Source organism: Psychrobacter sp. ANT206 (assembly GCF_056880555.1).
This window is the reverse complement of record NZ_CP096271.1, coordinates 1,961,406-1,981,825: the sequence shown is the minus strand read 5'-3', so window position 1 is coordinate 1,981,825 and position 20,420 is coordinate 1,961,406. Positions and strand designations below refer to the sequence as shown.

Below are 20,420 nucleotides of genomic sequence, written 5' to 3'. Positions count from 1 at the left end.
CTAAACAGTGTTCTCCTGAAAACTATAGAATATAGAATACTCCTTAATAGCTATTAATACATGTGCTCGTGACCGGTTTTACCTTTAAACGTATAGTAGGCAAACGCGGTATAGCTCAAAATAATGGGTAGCATAATGCCAGCACCAATAAGCATAAATGATAATGAAGTATCTGCTGCTGCTGCCTCATAAATGGTCATTTGATACGGCACGATGTAAGGGAAAATCGCAAAACAAACACCGATATAACCCATCAAAAATAGCACGACGGTCAATAAGAACGGACGATATTCACGCTCTGAGGTCAAGTCTTTACGCATAAAGAAAAATAACGCCAAGACGATAATCGGCATCGGTGCAAGGTACAATAACCCTGGGAAACTAAACCAACCTTCAAGCGCATCAATGTCTGAGAAATACATAAAGGCAGTCACGACAATCATTGCGACTACCAATGCTGATAGCATCCAACCAGAAACTTTACGCGCCCAAACTTGCAGCTTATGCTCAGTCTTAATAATCAACCACGTCGAGCCAAGCAGCGCGTAACCGATAATTAGAGCGATACCGCAGACCACAGAGAATGGCGTGAGCCAATCAAAAGGGCCGCCGGTATATAAACGATTACTTGCCTCTAATCCTTGTACCAACGCGCCAAGCATAATCCCTTGGAAGAAGGTAGCAACCACAGAGCCGATAAAGAAAAAAGTATCCCATACATAGCGATGTGAAGTTGCTTTAAAACGGAACTCAAATGCTACGCCGCGCATAATTAAACCGAACAGCATAAAGGTCACCGGCAGATAAAGCCCTGTCATAATAATGCCATAGGCGACTGGGAAGGCGGCAAATAAACCACCACCGCCCAATACTAGCCATGTCTCATTACCATCCCAAAAAGGGGCGATAGAGTTCATCATGCGGCTACGATTTTTGTCGGAACCCGCAAACGGGAATAAAATACCGCAGCCCAAATCAAATCCATCAAGTAACACATAAACGAAGACAGCTAAAGCAATTAAGCCGCCCCAGATGAGGGGTAAATCTAATACGTCACCAAAGTTAAACATTAGCGTAATCCTCCATCTTCGACGTCATCGGCAGGTTGATCCAAATCTTCTACTTTCTCACTGGCATTGCTATCGCCGCTTAACGTGCGACCTTGACCTTCAGTGATAGAGTGCTCATAGAAGTTATCATCAGCAGGGTCTTCATACGGCTGTGGACCCTTTGCAATCAAGCGTAAAATATAAAAGCTGCCTGCGCCAAATACGAAGACATATAGCACGATAAAGCCAATCAGCGTCGTTGCCACTTGTTGTGCCGCAACCGGAGACATGCTTTCTGCCGTTCGAATGACGCCGTAAACTGTCCACGGCTGACGTCCGGTTTCTGTGACGAACCAACCAGCAAGTAGGGCGATAAAACCCATCGGCGTCATCATCATCCATAAGCGGTGGAACCAGATACTGTCAGAATTAAACTGTTGTTTTTTGAAGTATTTATATAGACTAAATAGTCCCACCAATACCATCAGCATACCAATAGAAACCATGATACGAAACGCCCAAAAGACAATGGGAACGAATGGTCGATCTTCTGGTGCCCAGTTTTTAAGGCCCTTCACTTCTTTATCAAATGAGTGGGTTAAAATTAAACCGGACAAATAAGGTATTTTAACTTCATAGTGATTCTTTTCTGCTTTTTGATCTGGAATGCCGAATAATACTAGCGGCGCACCGCGCTCATTTTCCCAAAGCCCTTCCATCGCTGCGACTTTGACAGGCTGGTGCTCTAGCGTATTAAGCCCATGCATATCGCCGATAAGTACTTGTGCTGGGGCAACAAAAATCGCCATCACCATCGCCATACCGAGCATGACACGACCATGTTTGCGATGTTCGACATGTTTTTTGGACTGTAGATAATACGCACCGATGCCACCGATAACAAAAGCAGTCGTCAAGAAAGCCGCGGTCATCATATGCGCATAGCGATAAGGAAATGAGGGATTAAAAATGATTTCTAACCAATTGGTGGGATACAGTAGGCCATCCGCACCAACCATAAAGCCTTGTGGCGTCTGCATAAAGCTGTTGGCGGCCAAAATCCAGAACCCTGATATCAGCGTACCGATAGCGACAATTGCCGTTGAGGCAAGGTGCATACGTTTACTGACACGACCCCAGCCAAAGAGCATAATCCCTAAGAATGAGGCTTCTAAAAAAAAGGCGGTTAATACTTCATAAGCAAGCAAGGGGCCCAGCACGTTACCCGCTTTATCGGAAAACACTGCCCAGTTGGTGCCGAATTGATAGGACATTACCACGCCTGACACGACACCCATGCCGAATACCACGGCAAATATTTTTACCCAGTGTTTGTAGACTTCGGCATAGATAGGCTCACCAGTTTTTAACCAGCGAAACTCTAAAACGGTCAAGAAGCTGGCAAGTCCGATTGAAAAAGCTGGAAAAACAATGTGCCATGAAATAACAAAAGCGAACTGGATACGCGCAAGCATCAGCGCATCAAGCTGGTCAATCATAAATGTAGCGAACATAAGCGGTTACCCTTATATTTTAGCTGAATAGCGCTTGCTTCCATGTTACGCTGAAATCATTGTTCGTAGCTGTCCGTCGATACGGATGTCAGTAGGATAATAAGTGTTACGAACAATAGTCAATGTAAACTGGCTATCGTTGTCATTTAGACAACACCTTATCTATGATAACTTAAGCACTACTATTTAGTTAAAGTAAATAATTTATGTCCTTATAAACTATAAGATATGTCTCTTATGGCATTATTAAAATATTTTCTATTTCAGCATTATGCGCCTGAGTTTGCTTACACGCAAGTTGCTATCCAGCCATATCACGCACCTATTGGTCATAAATGATTAACAATGTAATATAGTGCTTTTCAAGCTATGGCTATTGTTTAAGTAAGGTTATCAATAGAAACAGAACAGTAATATAAAACAATACCTTTTAATAATATTTTTTTGCTATCTATTGTAAAAAATCTACTGTGAAAATAACCAACCTGTTATTCAATTTGAGCTATTGCTGTAATTGTTTATGCAATATACGTCGCAAGGTCAGAATGGTTTGCGGATTTTCTTGGATACTATGACCGCCATTGATAACCGTCTCAGACGCTGCACCATCAAGATGCGCGCTGGTATAGGGCACGATACCATCTGACAGACGTTCAGTTAATGCTTGGCTAATCTCTTCATTGACGATAACAGAAGCAACCAGTGCTTCAGGTGGCAAGGTATCTGTCTTAGCAGTCGCATCTTTTGAAGTCTCTCCATCAACTACGGCAGCTGAAACGTTTAAATTATCTGAGTTTTCTACATTGCTGCTACTACTGGTATCGACAGTCTCAATTACGCTATCGTCATCTTCTATGACTGCTTGTGACAAATCAAGTTTGACGCCTGCCGGCTGCATTGCTGCCAGACCTCTTGTGATATCAGAATCGTTATTTGCAATGATCGAATGATAAGTAATACGCTTATTGATGCTAATGTCTTTGGTTAATTGAATAAAAGAAGACTTGTCGCTCAATTGACTGGCACCATTTTGCAGATATAACGCCCCTAAAGGGTTATTCGCCAAGTCGCCTTTGATAGCAATGGTTGCCAAATTGTCTGTAACGGTTTTTACTAAGCCCACAGGCAGATAAATAATGCGGCGTAACGCACGGGTAAACCAGCGATCGGCATAGTCCGTACCTTGAAAAGGTGACGACAAAAATACTGCTGTATCGACCTGCGGTAGCGCCTTTAATTCAAAACGGTTGCGTAGCTCTTTATTGGTAAGTGCTTGCTTGAGCATGGCGTCAACCTGACGCTGGCTGCTGTTGGCTAATAAACTGTTATCGTCTAATGCATCCAGATTATTCGCCAAATTATCATCAGATAACATCATGCGAGCAATGATGCCGCCCATGCTATGGCTAATAATGACGCTGTTCTTACTGGCAAGATTTTCCCCTGCAGGGTCTGTTTGCTGATAAGTGGCAGTGATTAATTTTTGGATTTGATAGCGATTTTCTAAAATAGGCAGATTGGTCGGATAAAAGATTTGCCATACCTGATAGTTATTACGTAATTTATCATCATTAAAAATATCGTTGGTCAAATTGACCCACGTTGCCGGACTTGATGCAAGACCATGCAGCATGATAATCACACGTTTATTAGGGTCGTAGGGCTCAAGCATAAAAAGTTTGGGTAAACTGGCTTCTTTTTGACGGGTAATAAGGTTTAGATAGCCGACACCATCGAGCTGATTTTCTGCTAACCAGAGTCCATAACCGGCAGAGAAGTTGGCGGCCAGTGGATAGTCATCGCCTAAGATAGAGGCGCTCTCGCTGCGGTAAGGGTTATATAAATGGATATCTAGCTGCTCACTACTTAGGGTGTCGAGTACGCTAGTGCCCGTAGGTTTAATCAGTCCTGTCATCAATAGATGCCCAGTAGGATAAATGCGTGAGCTGGCATCTTCTTCTTGAGCAATTTTTGCAGCGTTGCTTGCGCTATTGTTGCCAAGTCTGCCATTAGCAGCTTCTTGACCGATTTGACCTGAGAGCGAAGAGAGTAATAATTGACGAATAGTGGTGGTATAGCGATCGTCCAATGACGCCACCAAACTGATACCTAAACCTGGTCGCTTGCTAATAGAGTTTAGCCCCGACAAGCGCAGCTCATAAGTTGACACTAAGTCTGCTAGCGCAGAATTTTTCTCATTGGCATTTTTAAGATAGTTGTTTTCATTTGGCAAATACACGTTTAAATGATAGTTGTCTACTTGCACCTTCATTACTTTGACTTGATCGGTTGGCTGTCCTTTGACGAGTGAACTATTGGCAATGGCTGCATTGACGGCAAGCTCACTACTATCAAGCCTGCTGGTATTAGCGCTCGTGGCAAGATGCTCTACTTTTACATTGCGCATCAATTGGTTCATGTCGCCTGTTGATTGATAAAGCTGAGTAATAACATCGTTGCTCGCGGCATTATAGATATCTTGAGTTTGGATATCGATATCGCTTGGGATACGATTTTTTGCCCGCCCGCCACTTACTTTTTCATCGGCTCCTTCAAAATCATGCTCTAGACTGTCATAGAATAAGTAGGTATAGCTGGATTTGATGGCATCAAAGAGACGCTCTTGATAGTCAATTAAACATATCTCGGTTTTGCTCTGCTGCGCTTTAGCTTCAGCATCATCCAAAGGTGCATTGGCATAATAGGGATCAAGTGGCGGACGGGCAAGCGCATTGCTACAGCTTTTTGAGGTAGCGAGTTGGCGCGCTTTTGCATAGTGTAACTCTGAAAAGGCGGCCAGTGCTGGGCGATAGTGCCTATTAAGCATGCTATCAGCAAGCTGTGTTAAGCAAAGCTCAAACTGCTGCATACAGGCTTGCTCATTGAGCCCTGCTGATAATAATAATGATGCGGTATCACTACTGAGCTTGTTATCAGTGACAATATTACCTCGCTGCGCCGAAATCGTCTTGGCAGAGGCCTGTCTATTGACAGAGACCGTGCTACAGGCAGGTAATATTGCCATAGCTGATAGCAGTGCCAATACAGCTAAAGGCATCTTATTTTTATGAGTGGCTTTTGGCGCATTATTGACAGGGTCGGCGAAAATCATAGGTAATTCCAATGAATAATGGACAGGCATGTATTATCAAATAGCAATTATATTAGGATGAGTGTAGCGGAAGTTTGGTGCTTCGACTATCGTATTTATCGCCTTATATTCAAATTTTGCTAAACTTACTGGATACGACGCTAGAGAAAATAGCCCTACTGAAAAGATAGAATAATAAAGAAGGACAGCGCTTCAAATAAAAGTGAATGTAAGAGCGGGATGACATTTTATTTGACGTTCATAATACGCGTTTATATTTGGTACAAAAAAGCGCCTTAGTTTTATATCGTTAATTTCTCAATATAAAAAAAGGCGCTAGATTTTTAATTTTTAACTATGTTTATCTAATATTGATGACGTATTTGTCATACATCATCTTTATAAGGTTTTGATTTACATATTTGGTTTTATATTTGATGCTGGTATATCCCAAATATAAAACTTACCGTCTTCGATTAGCTTGATTTGCTGACGGATAACCGTATTGTCTGGGACTTTCTGCTCTAAACGACGCAAACGCTCTAACGCTTTTTCACGGCGATCACTCAAGACATCCGATTGTGCCAAGCTTTGCTCTGCTTCGATATAACCTAAGCTAACCGCTTGATCAAGATACTTTTGACCTTCTTTAAAACCACCGCCTTCTGAGAGCATCATGCCATATATAAAATTGGCTTCGCCGCTATCCGGTTTGATTTTGATGGCACGATCAATATATTGCCCACCACGTACCGTATATTCCGAACCCAAATCCAAGTTACGTCCCATACCGTTTAACTTAGCTGCACGTAATAGTACATCATAAGAGGCATTTGGCGATTTGGCATAAGGTTCAATCCAGTCAGTTAGTACTTTGATTTTTTCACGAGCATAATGACGCTGGGTGCGGTTAGGGAAGTTTGGTGGATAATGGCGTGCATATGGTGATGTGTCTTTAATAAAATCATCGAGTAGACTGACATCCAATTTGTCTGTACCAAGACCGGTTTGCTGCGCTATCAAGATGGTAGGTACAAAGCTGATGTCTGAAAGTTGCACTTGCGGCGTTGGAATGTTTGACAGCTGACCACCACGTAAATCGATACCCGTTGCAACCATTGGTCCACGCTCATAAACCCGCGTTGTCCCTGTAAGCTCAGTATTCTGATTGGTTTGGACGGCTTGATTTTGGATAGTATTTTGAGACGCACGAGTGGGCTGTGTATTGTTTGTTTGAGTATTAGGAACTTGGGCACTGCTTTGTTGTGTCGTATTGATATTTGCTTGAGCAATCACTTGTGCTGCGGTATTTGTTGCCACTTCTGGTTGAACATTGGTTGCTGCCTGAGTAGCACTGACAGCTGCATTAGGTCTAGCAAGACGAATCACTCGTTTGCTTGAGTCAATCGCGCTTGGAACAGCCGTAGTTGCAGTCGTTGAAGCATCAACTTCGGCAGCATTCACAGGCGCAGATAGCATCATGGCACAAGCGGCGGCCAATGCGGTTAAAGTCGCAAACTTAGGCGATTTTTGAGAGTGGGTCGGTTGACTGATGGCGTTCATAAAGATAGTTACCTTATTTAATCGTTGTTTCGTCTATTTGGTCGTTATTGATAAATCCATTACTTAATAGCTGCTAGACATTGACGTCGTACTCATATAGTTACGGCAAAATCGTGCAATTTTTTATACCCTAGCAAATTAATCTCAATACGAACAGTAGTAGGAGTGTTAAAAGTCATTACTGAGGCATTTTTTGCTGCCCTGTGTTTGTCAAAATAATTCTATTAAAAATGATACGCTGTGGCTTTCATGCGGTTTGCCATCCAGCGCATGGTATGGCGCATGAGTGGCGACAATGCAGCGCCACCATTGGCAAGTGCCAACTCACGATGATGTAGTTCCTCGCTATCCATTTGTGCCAATATCTCTTTTGAGCGCTGATCTTGCGGGGGCAGTTGTCCAATATGATCTTGAAGATGTTCGCTAACTTGTGCTTCTGTTTCAGCGACAAACCCCAAGCTAAACTCGTTAGAGATTGCGCCTGCTACTGCGCCGAGACCAAACGACATACCATACCATAAAGGTGTAAACACACTTGGATGACTACCAAGCTCGCTTAGACGCGTCTCACACCAGACTAGATGGTCGACTTCTTCTTCGGCAGATTGCTGCATGGCTTGTTTGACATTATTATCTTTTGCCGTAAATGCTTGCCCATGATACAGCCCTTGCGCGCATACTTCTCCGGTATGATTTATACGCATCAGCCCTGCAACGTGCCGCGATTCTGTAATACTCAGCTCAGGAATTTCATCACTACTCACTGGCAAAGGGCGAGTACTCGGGTTGGAATGCGGTACGACCGCTCGCAATGCCTTGTCTACTCCAAGCAGCAATTGATCGATTTTAGATAAGGGACGCAAAGCCATGATTCACTCCTGATGGCAGTATTTATTATGAATGACGTGTTGCTATGAATTTTTAAAGCGTTGCAGCGACTACTACTACTTAATCTTAGAGCTTACTATAGCAAACAACATCAATGGTCGGCATCATAATAATGAGGCGTTCAGCAATCGATTTATAATGACAGTTGTCATTAATGCTGTTGATTCAAATTATCAAACTCTTTAATCATGTCTGTTTAGCTGATCATCATGAGTTTGTATGCTGGCATGCTTAATATGTTTATTTAGCTTGGTATATAAAAATACCCCAAAGGCAATATTAAGCAAGCCTGTAACAAGGAATAACTGCGGTAGTGACATGCCTAAGCTATTTAATACCACGATAGAAAAAATCGCTGAGCCAACCATAAATATGGCATTAAATATGTTATTGGCACCAACGATGCGTGCACGATGGCTTTTGGGTGCGTAAGCCTGCATAGATGCATATAAAGGGACAATATATAAGCCGCCACTAAAGCCCAAAAAGAATAAATCGACAAAGACGCGCCAGCTACCAGGGATAGCGAATAATCCGCTCACTCCGATTAACGTCTCAGTATTCCCATCAATCGACAATCCTGATAGCGAAAAATACAAGTCGATAGCAAAGATACTCAAACCAGCGATACCAAAGGGTAATAAACGTAAGCTGACCTGATTCTTGGTAAGCCTTTTGCATAATAATGAGCCGATAGAGACACCGACTGAGAATAAAGTCAGCAGGAAAATTACCACTGATTCATCGCCATGAAGAATGACTTTGCTGAATTCAGGTGTTTGGGTCAAAAAAGTCGCGCCATAAAACCAAAACCAGCTGTTGCCCAAGATAACGAAGAACAAAAACCGTAAGGAATATAAATAACGTACCGTTGACACACTGGTGGTAAAGATATTCCAATTAATCTTTAAATCAGGCTGCATCGCTGGCATGGTGGGTATAGATCGGGCGGCGAAATAACCTAATATCGCAACGACTAATACGGTCAGACTAATCCAATATAGCGGCTGTGGCACTTGGGTTAAGACGCCAGCAATAATCATACCAAGTAATATCGCTAATGACGTACCCATTTGAAACAGACCATTGGCACCGACCAATTCATTTTCTTGCATCGCTTGTGGCAAGTAGGCATATTTGATGGGCCCAAAAAAGGTAGATTGTGTGCCCATTAAAAACAACGCGACAAATAAGAGTGCATACCACTCAAATACAAAACCCACTGCCGCAATCACCATAATGGACAGCTCAAGCAGCTTGGTTAAGCGGGTCAATTTAGACTTTTCAAACTTGTCAGCGATTTGCCCTGCCAGCGCTGAAAATAGAAAATACGGCAAAATAAATAACATGGCTGCCAAGTTATTTAAAATACTAACCTCAACGCCAAGCTGGCTCGCCGCCGTGTAGGTCAGAACTAATATCAGCGCTTGCTTAAAAATATTGTCATTAAACGCTCCCAAAAATTGGGTAAAAAACATGGCGCTAAAACGGCGACGCTTAAATAACTGAAACTGATTGGCCATGAAAATTCCTACAAATGGGTCAAGACAAATAAAAGTGAAGCAAGACGGAGAAGATAGTCATTAATACTAGGGTAATTATCAACGCTATCAAAAACTTAACTAAATATGGCATAGGTTTTATCAATGTTAAGCCGTATAATAGCAAGGCTTTGGCAAAAATACATACGTCCAATGCTATGATTTCATAATTAACTAAGTTATGATTTGTAAATTTTAGCCGACTAAATCCTAATAAAGTAGCCAATAGCAAAGGTTTGCCGATGCTTAAATGGTCTGATGTAAGTAATTTTTTATATACTAATTACATATTAATGCTTCAATCGTAGGCTAAATCGTCAGACAAAAAGTAAAGTCGTAAGTTAAAAAATTGTTTTAGCTCATTATAATTGTTGTTATCACTGTATTTACCGCCAAGACTTAGTAGTCGTCAGCGTCAGCAACCTTGCGCTGCGTGAGGGAATAGGAATGAATATGAAACATCAGCCTTCAACGCCAGTGCATAACGTACCTGTTAAGTTGCCTGACCTCTTAGGTTGCCAAAATAGCTCAATAAAATCTAGCATTGCTATTAGTGCTAACGATACTCCGCGTCTTTATTTTACCCGCACAGCGCTTTTTAGTGCATTGACCACCAGCTTGGTCGGTTTTGGCTGTAGTCTTGCCCCTGCAGCTTTTGCCGCTACTACTGATTCAAATAATAGCGCTATAAGCAGCCAGATAACAGCAAAAACTGCTACAGCAGCATCACCAAAAATCCCCAAAGCGGCGATTTCTGATGATGACCGTCAGCTGGATATGGCGTTAGATGCGCTGCGCCTAAAAAAAGCGGTTGAGCAAGGTATTATCGAGCAATCTGTATTGGATGACTATAGTGAGCAAACGCTAGGTATTAAGAATCCAAACGCGAAAAATTCAGCTGGCAAGACTAACAGTAATGTTATTCCAGAAAATGCCAATAGCTTTAATAATGATTTCGATGATGCGCAAAATTTTGATACAAATCAAGATCTAGAGCAGCAAGCAGCAGCGATACAGCAGCAGGGCTATCAGATGATGACGCCTGAAGAGATTGATCGTGAGCTTGCGGCGATGGACAGACAAAACGCGCAAGATATCGATAGGATCGGCACTAGTAATAATAGTGGTTTTGATGCACCTGTCGCCACTTTAGACGATCGTACGCCGCCGATTGGGTTGGATGTGGAATTAGACGCAACCAATCTGCCGACACCCAGTAATTTAGATACATTAGGCATCAATGAACGCATTGCTGAGCGAGCTGAGACTGCAGAGATCATGGCGCGTCCTATTACGGTTAGCGATGCTGTCAGCACTGGTAATGCCAGTGAGGTGATGGATAACGATATTTTAGCCAACGTCAATCAATCAAAGAATACAGAAAACTCGATCAATCCTGATGACTATTTGCCAGATTATCAAAACGATACCGAAGCCGTTAGCGAAAGTATCGAGCAAGCCAAAACGCCGAGTCCAATGGCGCGCAACAAAGGCAATATTGTCAAGCGTCTCTATAATCGATTGTTTAATTCAGGCTCACTGGCGCTACCACATGTAGATACTACGATTTACTTACAACAAGTCGCAGCTAACAATAGCAATGCTGTCAATACCAAGCCGATACTAGTCAAAGCTGATGACGATGTGCAGCCTATTAAGAATATCAAGGCGGCGCTTGATGATACCACTGTGCAGTCTGTCGTTGACTTTACAGCGGCATTACCGCGTTTACGCCAAACCGCATTAGATGCCGCAAAAGCAGTTGGTTACTATGATGTGACTTTGCGTCTAAGCCAGCCTTATACAGACACGATCGACGTCGTCATTGAAAAGCTGGGTGAGCCCGTACGTGTCGATAGCCGGATTGTCGACATTCGCGGTGCAGGCAGTGAGCAAAAAGAATTTGTTGAGCTTGAAAAAGATCTGCCACCAAAAGAAGGCGATATCTTTAACCACCGCGTCTATAAAGACAGTAAATCTGCCCTTGAGTCGCTCAGTAATACTTACGGTTACTTTGATCAATATTGGTTAAATAAATCCGTCGATATTATCTTGCCTGATAACACAGCAGATGTTTCACTGGTTTACAATACTGGCGATCGCTATGAGTTTGATGAAGTGGTATTTTTTACTTATGATAGAGAATCAGGGACACTGACCCGTGATCCTGCAAAACTGCCCGTTGAATTGTCACTGTTAAGGCAGTTATTCGACTTTAAAGAAGGCGATCCTTTTTATCGTCCCGCTGTCACCAAATTTAGTAACGATTTATCGGCGACCCGTTATTTTAATACCATCAACGTTGAGTCGATTTTGCCGCCAGATGAGCGCACACAAAGTGCTACTTTGGCCTTTGATAACTCACCAAATGTAGACAATTTTATTGAAACAATGGATGACGAAGTAAACAATGCTTCTGATGTTAATGCGCGCCAAATAGAAGGTGTTAGTAATGACGGCGAGCTTTATGCCAATAGCGGAGAGAAAGTAAATGCGGCTGACATTGCTGCTATCGAATTTGAAGCCGATGAAGAGACGCTTGAGAAGCTGCAGGCCATTAAGCAAAAAGCAGAACGCTTAAGCCGTCTGCCAAATGATCGGGTATTGGATGAAAAAGACCAAGATTCAAACAGTATTTTAGGTAAAATCAGTGATGCTATCAGTGACATTGCACAAAAGATATTCCCGGATGAGAAAAGTATATTGGCGGATGAGAACTTCGTACCACCAACATTGGCAGGGCGTAAAACACCTCAAGAAGTGTTAGAGAGTAAGAAAGTACCCCTATACGTGTTTGTGGCAGCGAATAAACCGCGTGATGCTCAGGTGGGTATTGGTTATGGTACCGATACTGGTGTCCGCGCAACCGCGAAAATAGATTATAATCTGCTCAATCGTAAAGGCTATCAGGCAGGACTTGAGACAGAAGTTTCGAGAATCACTAAAAATGTCGGTGTCTATGCTAGCAGGCCTTGGAAGCACCCTTTGAATGACAAGCTTGAAGCAAGTTTAACTTATGAAGAAGAGGCGATTAATCAAGGTGAAGGCAATTTTGATTTGTCTACCAAAACCCTAAAAGGGTCGCTAGCGCGTAATATCCGCCGTGAAACGGGTTGGAATCGCAGCTACTCTCTGCGCTACCGTTTAGATGAGTTAGAAACGGGTATTGATGATGAAGCGCAGTTAAACGATCTTCCTATTCGCTTTACGTCTTCAGAGCCTAGACAGCAAGCATTATTACTTGGTTATGGCATCAGTAAGACAGATGTAGATAGTGTCACCAATCCCACTAGCGGTATCCGCCAATACTATTCGATTGAAGCGGGTGCTGATAAAGCGCTTAGCGATACCAATCTAGCAATTGCTCGCGCTGGCGTCAGCGGTATTTATAGCTTTGGTGCTGATGACAAGCATCAAGTGCTTGGCAGTATCAATACTGGTTATATTTGGGCAGATGACTTTGATGAGGTGCCTTATAAGCTGCGCTTCTTTGCTGGTGGTGACCAAAGTATCCGTGGTTATGACTATGAAAGCTTATCGCCACTAGATAAAGGCTATCTGACTGGTGGACAAATCCTCGCGGTTGGTATTGCAGAATATAACTATGAGTTTAAACCCGGCTTTCGCGGTGCTGTTTTTACTGACATTGGTAATGCTTATGACAAAGATTTTGAGACAGATACCAAAGTTGGTGTCGGCGTTGGTATCCGCTGGGCGTCACCTGTTGGCGTGGTGCGCGTCGATGTTGCAGCTGGCGTGACAGAAGAGAGCATTCCAGTTAGGTTGCATCTGTTTATTGGCTCTCCTTTATAAAAGTATATAAACAAAACCGTTGTCTTTTTATTATTCTAGCGATTGCTGGTAATCGTTCTTTAACGTAGTTGAGTGTCATGTCGACCAAAAATACCCTGCCTAATAAGCCATTAGATGAAGATCCAGCACAACGAGATGCCCGCGCCGTAAGACGTTGGTATCCGTTGTCTTTTGTGCTCAAATTGCTGGTACTGATTCTTATCGTGCTAGCGATTATGTTTGCCATCTTCTTATATGCGGCGGGTACTGAGTCAGGCACTAAGTTTATCTTAGAGAAAATCAGTGCAGAAACTGGTATTGAATTCAAATACGGTAGCGGCAATCTGCGCGAAGGTCTATGGCTCACTGATATCGATATTGTTGCCAATGAAGATCTTGAGATATTGGTAGATAAAGCTTACGTTAAAATAGGCTGGCGCGCCGTCTTTGCCAAAGAAGTACATTTGCGTGATGCGGATATACAAACCATTGAAATTATCAATAAAAAACCGCCAACAGGTGAGGCATTCGATTATAGAACCTTAAGCTTACCGGTTAATCTACGTTTTGATTATGCAAAAGTAAAAACCATCATTTATAAGCAAGTAACTCGTGACCCCATTGTTGTGCATGATATTGAAGCCCGCGATTTGACGTGGGTTGGCAGTATGGTGACGGTGGGTCGCGGTAGTTTGCAATATGGCGATATTGTTAAAGTCAGTGCTTTAGAGGGTCATGCCGATTTGCAAGGCGACTATCCTTTAGATTTGAGTGCCATTGTAGAGGTCAGTGCTTTAGAAAAAGCCTATATTGATCCCTTGAATATCACCGCAACAGGCACGTTAAAGCGCACCGTTGGCAAGGTTAGTAGCCGCTACAATGATAGTGCGGTTAGTGGCGACTTTGTAGTGCAGGGATTGGATCCTGATGCACCGTTTCAAGCAAAACTTGAATGGGATGACATTCTGGTTCCTTATGCGGACAGTCAAAACATTCACTTAAAGAGTGGCATCGCGACCGCATCAGGCGTGATCTCAGAGATACGCCTACGTATAAACACTGAATTGACCGCTAAAGACATTCCTTCAGGACATTACCAAGGACGCGCCATTCTTGCCAATCGTCAGCTACGTGTTGATCGCCTAGATGCAGATGTGGCCGCTGGCAACTTGATATTGCAAGGTATCTTGGATTGGAACAGTAGTTTTGATGCAAAGATAAGAGCGAGCGGCAGTAATTTTGATGTACGTCGCGTCATTCCTAAACAATATGCGGACTTTAAAGTATATGCTCCGCAAAAGTTAAACGGTCGATTATCCGTTCATTATCAGCAGAAAAATACTGCTGGTAATATGGAAATGGATGCTGCATTACGTCAGCGTGACGGCGAGCAAGTCAATGCCAATATTGTCCGTGGAAAAACCTCAGCCAAATCTAAACAAGTTGCCCCTTTGTATATTGATGCAAAATGGCAGAACCTTGTGCGTAAAAATATCCCTAATATCGGCAACATCAATAGCCCTAGTGGGCAAGCAAAGGTGATTGTTCGCGGCTCAAATCTTTCTGTCGATGGCAAAGCCATTATTAATGAGCTGAATGCAGCGCCTAAAGGTAACTACGATGTCAGGCTTCGTAAGGCTGGCAATATCATTGATATCAACCGCCTAAACTATAAAGGGGTGGTGGGCGATTTGTCAGGCACAGGTCAGATTCAATTAGCCACTAAAAAACGTCCGCTTACTTGGCAGATTGATGCACGTACTAATGGCTTATTGCCCAAGCAATACCGCAGTGATATACCGCTTGAGCGCCTAACTGGACGTATCAGTGCCCGCGGACGATTGCTGAATATCACTAAAAACCGTGTCAAAGGTCAGCGGCATATTATTAGTTTCAATAATACCGCTTTGCAGGCGCAGTTGGATGCCACACAAAAAGGTCGTGCTATCGGCATTACTGGCGGCGGCGATGCCAGTGTTGATATTATCGGTGGTAAGCTATCGGTCTTTGATGCGCGTTTTGATGGTCAAATTGACACGGCTGATGTACCAAAAGGTCGCTTATCAATCGATGCCGCTGGTACGCCAAATCTGATCAGTGTTCGCAAGTTAAATTATAATGGCGAAGCAGGTGCGGTCAAAGCCAAGGGTGTCATCGACCTAAGAAAGAATATCGGCTGGACGCTAGATGGGCGCTTTGATAAGTTTAATTTGGGTTATTTCTTGCCCAATAATGCCGCCATTATTACTGGTGATTTAAAAACCACTGGCGAGTGGCAAAGTCCGCCAAAGAATAATGCTAAGGCAAAAGGCGTACTGAAAAACTTCGTCGTAAACTTTGATGGTGTCTTAGACGCTGAGCAATTGCCAGCAGGTAAACTGACTATTGATGCCAGTGGTAATGCACAGCTCATTCGCATCAAGCGTTTTCGACACGTGGGCGCAGCAGGCAGTATTGATGCTAAAGGCACCGTTGATGTGCGCCAAGGTCTTGCTTGGGATATTGATGCGGTCATGGATCGCTTTAATTTGGGTTATTTCTTCAAGGACATACCGAGTACGATTACCGGCACTATTGATACCAGTGGACGTTGGGGTGATACCCAACAGACGATTAATATCAAGCAAGTGAATTTGAATGGGATGCTAAAGGGTCAACCACTTAGCGCCAAAGGCAGCTTGACAGCCACACTACATCTACCAAAAGACTTGGCAAGCTATTTTCAACGTTTGCAGAAGCAAGATGCGCAGGCACAATATAAGCAAGTGAACGCTTTAATCGAAAGCTTAAATGCCAATAATTTAGTACTGCGTTGGGGTAATAATTACATCACCGCTAATGGTAATGCCAAACAGCTACAAGCCAAAATCAATATCACAAGCCTTGATCAGCTCTCAGACAAGCTTGGTGGTAAAGTCTCTGGCGGTGCTACCTTGTCACAGCCAGCAGGACAAGCATTGCCGACGATTTATGTTGATTTGGTTGGTGAGCGTATTACGCTACCAGGCTTTATATTACGTCAAGGTCGCATACGCGGTAAACTGGTTAATTTGGCAAACAGTCCAAGTCAGTTTATTATCACTGCCGAAGGCTTAGAAGCGGCGGGGCAAAATTTTAAAAACTTTAATGCAACCTTTAATGGTACTGAACAAGCTCACATAGTTGATTTTGATCTGCTTAATGAGAAGCTCAGTATCTCAGCAAGGCTTAAGGGTGGCTTTAATCGAGATAAGCTCAGCTGGTCAGGTGTTATTGGCAAGGGTCAAGTTAAGTCCAAATATGCAACCTTAAACCAATTGCAGCCAGCGCAGCTGATTGTTAATTTGCCTAAGAAGCAAGGTAAAAATAGCACAGAGCTAAAAGTACAGCTGGCGGCACATTGTTGGCAGGCGACTGATCAAACAGGTAAATTGTGTTTACGTGAAAACCTCATTGCTTCAGCTGCCAGTGGTCAAGTTGATTTGGCGATACAAAAAATAGACACCTCACTATTTTCAGCATTTTTACCGAAAGATATCGATTGGCATGGCAAGATTAACGGCAAAGCGATTGTTGGCTGGCAACGTGGTCGTCCACCAACGATTAATACCACGCTGTATTCTGACAACGGTAAAATTGGCTTGATTCAAGATGGTGATAGCTTGCCTGTCACCTTACCTTACAAGCGCATCTCGCTCATTGCGGTGTCTGTACCAAATGGTCTAAAAATACGCTCAGATATCAATACGGGTGATGGTGCTCGTGGTTATGCAGAAGTGATCGTTGATCCATATAAGACGCCCAAACCTATATCAGGTGCGTTGGTGCTCAATGAGCTTAATTTGGCTATTTTTAAACCTTTCTTCCCTGGTATGCGCGTGCTCGAAGGTAACATCACTATGGCAGGCGGCTTGGGCGGCACACTGGATAAGCCACAGTTTTATGGCGATGTGAAGTTAGCGAATGGTCGCATGGCGATGCTTGATTTGCCGGTCAATTTGACCAAAGTGAATGCCACTGCCAAAATCCGTGGTACTCAAGCAACGATAGATGGTAGGTTCAATAGTGGTACAGGGAAAGGGACGGTTGCTGGCACTGTCAATTGGCAGCAAAAGCTACAGGCTAAGCTGAGTATAGATGGTAAAGGTTTGATATTGACCCAGCCGCCATTATTGGTGGCGAGTGTTGATCCTGATATCGATATTATCGTGCGTCCTTCCGATCGCTATGTCAATATCACTGGGGCAGTCAGTGTGCCATCAGCGACCATTCGTCCGCCAGAGGCTAGTGAAGATATCATTACTCAGACCGAAGACGCTGTCGTACTTGATCGTCGTCTTATCGGCAATATTGATGAGGTTTTAGCTATCTCAAAACCTTGGTCAATCAATGCTGATATCGGTATCGATTTGGGTAATGACATCAACTTCCGTGGTTTTGGTGCCGTGATTCCTCTAGCAGGTGCCATTCATGTCACGCAAAGCGGTACAGGCATCATGCGTGCAAAAGGGGTGGTACAGGTCTCACGTCGTACCAATATTAATGCTTTTGGTCAAAACCTAGAGCTTAACTATGGTCAAGTGCGCTTTAACGGCGATGTGATGAAACCGAGTTTAAGTATTGAAGCTGTCAAAAATATCAGTGGTAAAACAGTCGGTGTCCGTGTCAAAGGTAATACTGAAAGCCCTAATATCATCGTTTTCAATAATGCCGGGCTTACGCAGCAGCAAGCGATGAATGCCTTGGTCACGGGTCGTATTAATAATCAAAGTGCTACTCAAATCAGTGAGCAAGGCTTTAAATCTCAAGTCACCAATAACTTAGCGGCCGCTGGACTCAGCTTTGGGCTGAGCGGCACACGTAATTTGACCAATCAAATCGGTCAAGCGTTTGGCTTCCAAAGCTTAACGGTTGATGCTTCAGGCAGCAGTGAAGATACCAATGTCAATGTCACCGGTTATGTGACCCCTGACTTATATATCCGCTATGGTGTGGGCGTTTTTAATGCGCAGAACAGCTTGTCGATACGTTACCAGTTGACCCGCCGTATCTATGTAGAGGCAACGTCAGCAGCAGAAAATGCCGTGGATGTGGTTTATAGTTGGCAGTTCTAAAGATTGTACTTAGATATCTACCCTCATATTTGCTGTGACTTTAATAGATGGGCAGCTGGGCAGATTAGTTGACCGGAAGTGACGGCTTATAAAGTAATCTATCATTACTATTTGATCAAATAAAAAACGCCTTTATAAAAAGGCGTTTTTTTATGAGCATTAAGAGAATTTATTTGGTTAAAATTAATCGATTATTACGTGTTAAGCGAAGTCGATATTCTTCGCCTTCATGTTCAATACGTACCTCCTTAGTCAAAGCAAACAAGTGCTGTGATTGCAAAGTAGGCAGACGGTTTTCACGGAAGTTCAAATGACGAGAGATAACAAGACTCATGGTAAATTCCTTTTGATAGCAAAGTAGCAAATATTCAAAACAATAAATACTAATAGAATATAATTTATTAACGATAATAATTATCATTTAGATTGAATGATTTTGCAAGCAAATTTATAAAATAAATAACAGTGATTATGTAAACTTATCCAACCGTTTTTTTATTCAAACAATTTTAGCCATCAATCTCAGTAGCATTAAAGGAAAATAGGATGACAGTCAAACAAAGTAACTTTATAAAAAACACTTCAATAACGACAGTCAATGTAGCGGTTGCCGTTATTCATTATAAGGATCAATATCTACTAGGATTTAGAGCGGCTTCTCAGCACCAAGGCAACCGTTATGAGTTTGTAGGCGGAAAGATAGACGCTCATGAAACAGCAAAACAAGGGCTGATACGAGAAGTTGCTGAAGAGACAGGTATCAATATTGCTAATAATACGGCAGTTAAACTGGGTCGATTGCATCATGACTATGGTGATAAGCAGGTCTGCTTACAAGTTTACCGTATTGAAGTGACTGCACAACAATATGCGCAATATAAAAATCTCAGCTATGGACTAGAAGGACAAAAGCTAACATGGGTAGAGAAGGCCGAGCTGCTAGCAGGACATTATGACTTGCCTGCTGCCAATAAGACAATCCTTGCGTGGTTACAGTTGCCTATGCAGATCACAGTTACTTATCCATTATCGCATTTTGATGCTGCCTCTAATCCTATAGCAGCATGGTTACAGTATCATCATGAGCATATAACGGCTGGTGCTTGGGTTTATATGCGGACAAAAGCAGCAGGGACAGAAAACAGTATCAAGCAGCTATTACAACTACGTACTGATATTCAAGCGATTACTCCTGACCACTTAGATATGGACAAAGCAGACAATGTAGAAGCAAATAATCAAATAATAGCAAGTCATTTAACACAGACACAGCTTATGCAATGGTCAAGCGGAGTAGCTAAGGAGCCCATGTCGTACTCTGCCTTGTCTACAAGCTTGCCATTAATCGTTAGTTGCCATGATGTAGATAGTATTAATGCTGCCAATCAACTGGCGTCTATTCGATTACAGCAGCAGTTGCCACCCGTTATCGGTATTTTCTTGGCACCTGTTGAGTGTACCCAAACCCATCCTGATACACCGGCATTAGGATGGGAGGCGTGGTCAAATTTAGCAAATTTAGCGGATATGCCAGTTATCGGCTTAGGTGGACTATCGCCTATGATGTATAAACAAGCCGTGCTACATGGAGGCGTTGCTGTTGCTGGAATTCGCCAGTTTTTAAAATAGTTTTTGGTACTATGGTTAACCGCATTTTTATAACAATTTTGGGCATTAAGCTGCCATTTGAACACCGCTAAAACCAGACTATGATAGGTCAAATAAAAAAATTCTCAGAGGAAAAATAGCACTAGATAAGTAATTGATTTGAATATTCTTTATCGGTTAATAAAAATGTAACTTCGCATATCTTATAAACAGAATTACTTACAAACCGTTGCGTTTTCCTACATTGCCACACTGTTTTGATTAGGGATTTGCCATTACTA

General features: G+C 42.8%; 10 protein-coding genes. 3 read left to right on the top strand and 7 right to left on the bottom strand.

Features of this window, described 5'->3' with window-relative positions; genetic code table 11:
* Positions 1–53: 53 nt before the first annotated feature.
* From cydB to M0221_RS08195, 6 genes are all read right to left on the bottom strand, one after another.
* On the bottom strand, positions 54–1,070 hold the full coding sequence (cydB, locus tag M0221_RS08220) for a cytochrome d ubiquinol oxidase subunit II (protein ID WP_011514020.1): 1,017 nt from the start codon (positions 1,068–1,070) through the stop codon (positions 54–56).
* Entirely contained in the window at positions 1,070–2,548 is a 1,479-nt protein-coding gene (locus M0221_RS08215) for a cytochrome ubiquinol oxidase subunit I (RefSeq protein WP_483284775.1), read from the bottom strand. Before M0221_RS08215 ends, cydB begins: the two co-directional genes overlap by 1 nt.
* A gap of 517 nt (positions 2,549–3,065) precedes the next feature.
* Positions 3,066–5,675: an esterase/lipase family protein gene (locus tag M0221_RS08210; protein WP_483283506.1), complete on the bottom strand. Its 2,610-nt coding sequence runs from the start codon at positions 5,673–5,675 to the stop codon at positions 3,066–3,068.
* A 393-nt stretch (positions 5,676–6,068) separates the two neighbouring features.
* The gene (locus tag M0221_RS08205) at positions 6,069–7,217 is read right to left on the bottom strand and encodes a tetratricopeptide repeat protein (protein WP_483283505.1); all 1,149 of its coding nucleotides are present in this window, start codon (positions 7,215–7,217) and stop codon (positions 6,069–6,071) included.
* Positions 7,218–7,441: 224 nt separating this feature from the next.
* Entirely contained in the window at positions 7,442–8,080 is a 639-nt protein-coding gene (gene coq7 / locus M0221_RS08200; protein ID WP_483284774.1) for a 2-polyprenyl-3-methyl-6-methoxy-1,4-benzoquinone monooxygenase, read from the bottom strand.
* Between the two features lie 207 nt (positions 8,081–8,287).
* Complete coding sequence (locus tag M0221_RS08195) at positions 8,288–9,628, bottom strand: MFS transporter (RefSeq protein WP_263241975.1); 1,341 nt, start codon at positions 9,626–9,628, stop codon at positions 8,288–8,290.
* 465 nt (positions 9,629–10,093) lie between these two features.
* Between M0221_RS08195 and M0221_RS08190 the strand changes: the two genes are divergently transcribed.
* Entirely contained in the window at positions 10,094–13,459 is a 3,366-nt protein-coding gene (locus M0221_RS08190; RefSeq protein WP_483283504.1) for an autotransporter assembly complex protein TamA, read from the top strand.
* A gap of 77 nt (positions 13,460–13,536) precedes the next feature.
* Positions 13,537–18,531 carry a translocation/assembly module TamB domain-containing protein gene (locus tag M0221_RS08185; RefSeq protein WP_483283503.1) on the top strand — a complete coding sequence of 1,665 codons (4,995 nt, stop codon included), beginning with the start codon at positions 13,537–13,539 and terminating at the stop codon, positions 18,529–18,531.
* 169 nt (positions 18,532–18,700) lie between these two features.
* Here the strand turns inward: M0221_RS08185 and hemP are convergent, their stop codons facing one another.
* Positions 18,701–18,865, bottom strand: a complete 165-nt coding sequence (hemP, locus tag M0221_RS08180; protein ID WP_020443783.1) for a hemin uptake protein HemP — start codon at positions 18,863–18,865, stop codon at positions 18,701–18,703.
* Between the two features lie 212 nt (positions 18,866–19,077).
* Between hemP and M0221_RS08175 the strand changes: the two genes are divergently transcribed.
* Entirely contained in the window at positions 19,078–20,160 is a 1,083-nt protein-coding gene (locus M0221_RS08175) for an NUDIX domain-containing protein (RefSeq protein WP_483283502.1), read from the top strand.
* Positions 20,161–20,420 lie beyond the last annotated feature (260 nt).

Coding starts and splice junctions, on each gene's coding strand:
- hemP (WP_020443783.1), bottom strand. CDS start 18,865: ATGAGTCTTGTTATCTCTCGTCATTTGAACTTCCGTGAAAACCGTCTG.
- M0221_RS08190 (WP_483283504.1), top strand. CDS start 10,094: ATGAATATGAAACATCAGCCTTCAACGCCAGTGCATAACGTACCTGTT.
- cydB (WP_011514020.1), bottom strand. CDS start 1,070: ATGTTTAACTTTGGTGACGTATTAGATTTACCCCTCATCTGGGGCGGC.
- M0221_RS08185 (WP_483283503.1), top strand. CDS start 13,537: ATGTCGACCAAAAATACCCTGCCTAATAAGCCATTAGATGAAGATCCA.
- M0221_RS08215 (WP_483284775.1), bottom strand. CDS start 2,548: ATGATTGACCAGCTTGATGCGCTGATGCTTGCGCGTATCCAGTTCGCT.
- M0221_RS08195 (WP_263241975.1), bottom strand. CDS start 9,628: ATGGCCAATCAGTTTCAGTTATTTAAGCGTCGCCGTTTTAGCGCCATG.
- M0221_RS08205 (WP_483283505.1), bottom strand. CDS start 7,217: ATGAACGCCATCAGTCAACCGACCCACTCTCAAAAATCGCCTAAGTTT.
- M0221_RS08210 (WP_483283506.1), bottom strand. CDS start 5,675: ATGATTTTCGCCGACCCTGTCAATAATGCGCCAAAAGCCACTCATAAA.
- M0221_RS08175 (WP_483283502.1), top strand. CDS start 19,078: ATGACAGTCAAACAAAGTAACTTTATAAAAAACACTTCAATAACGACA.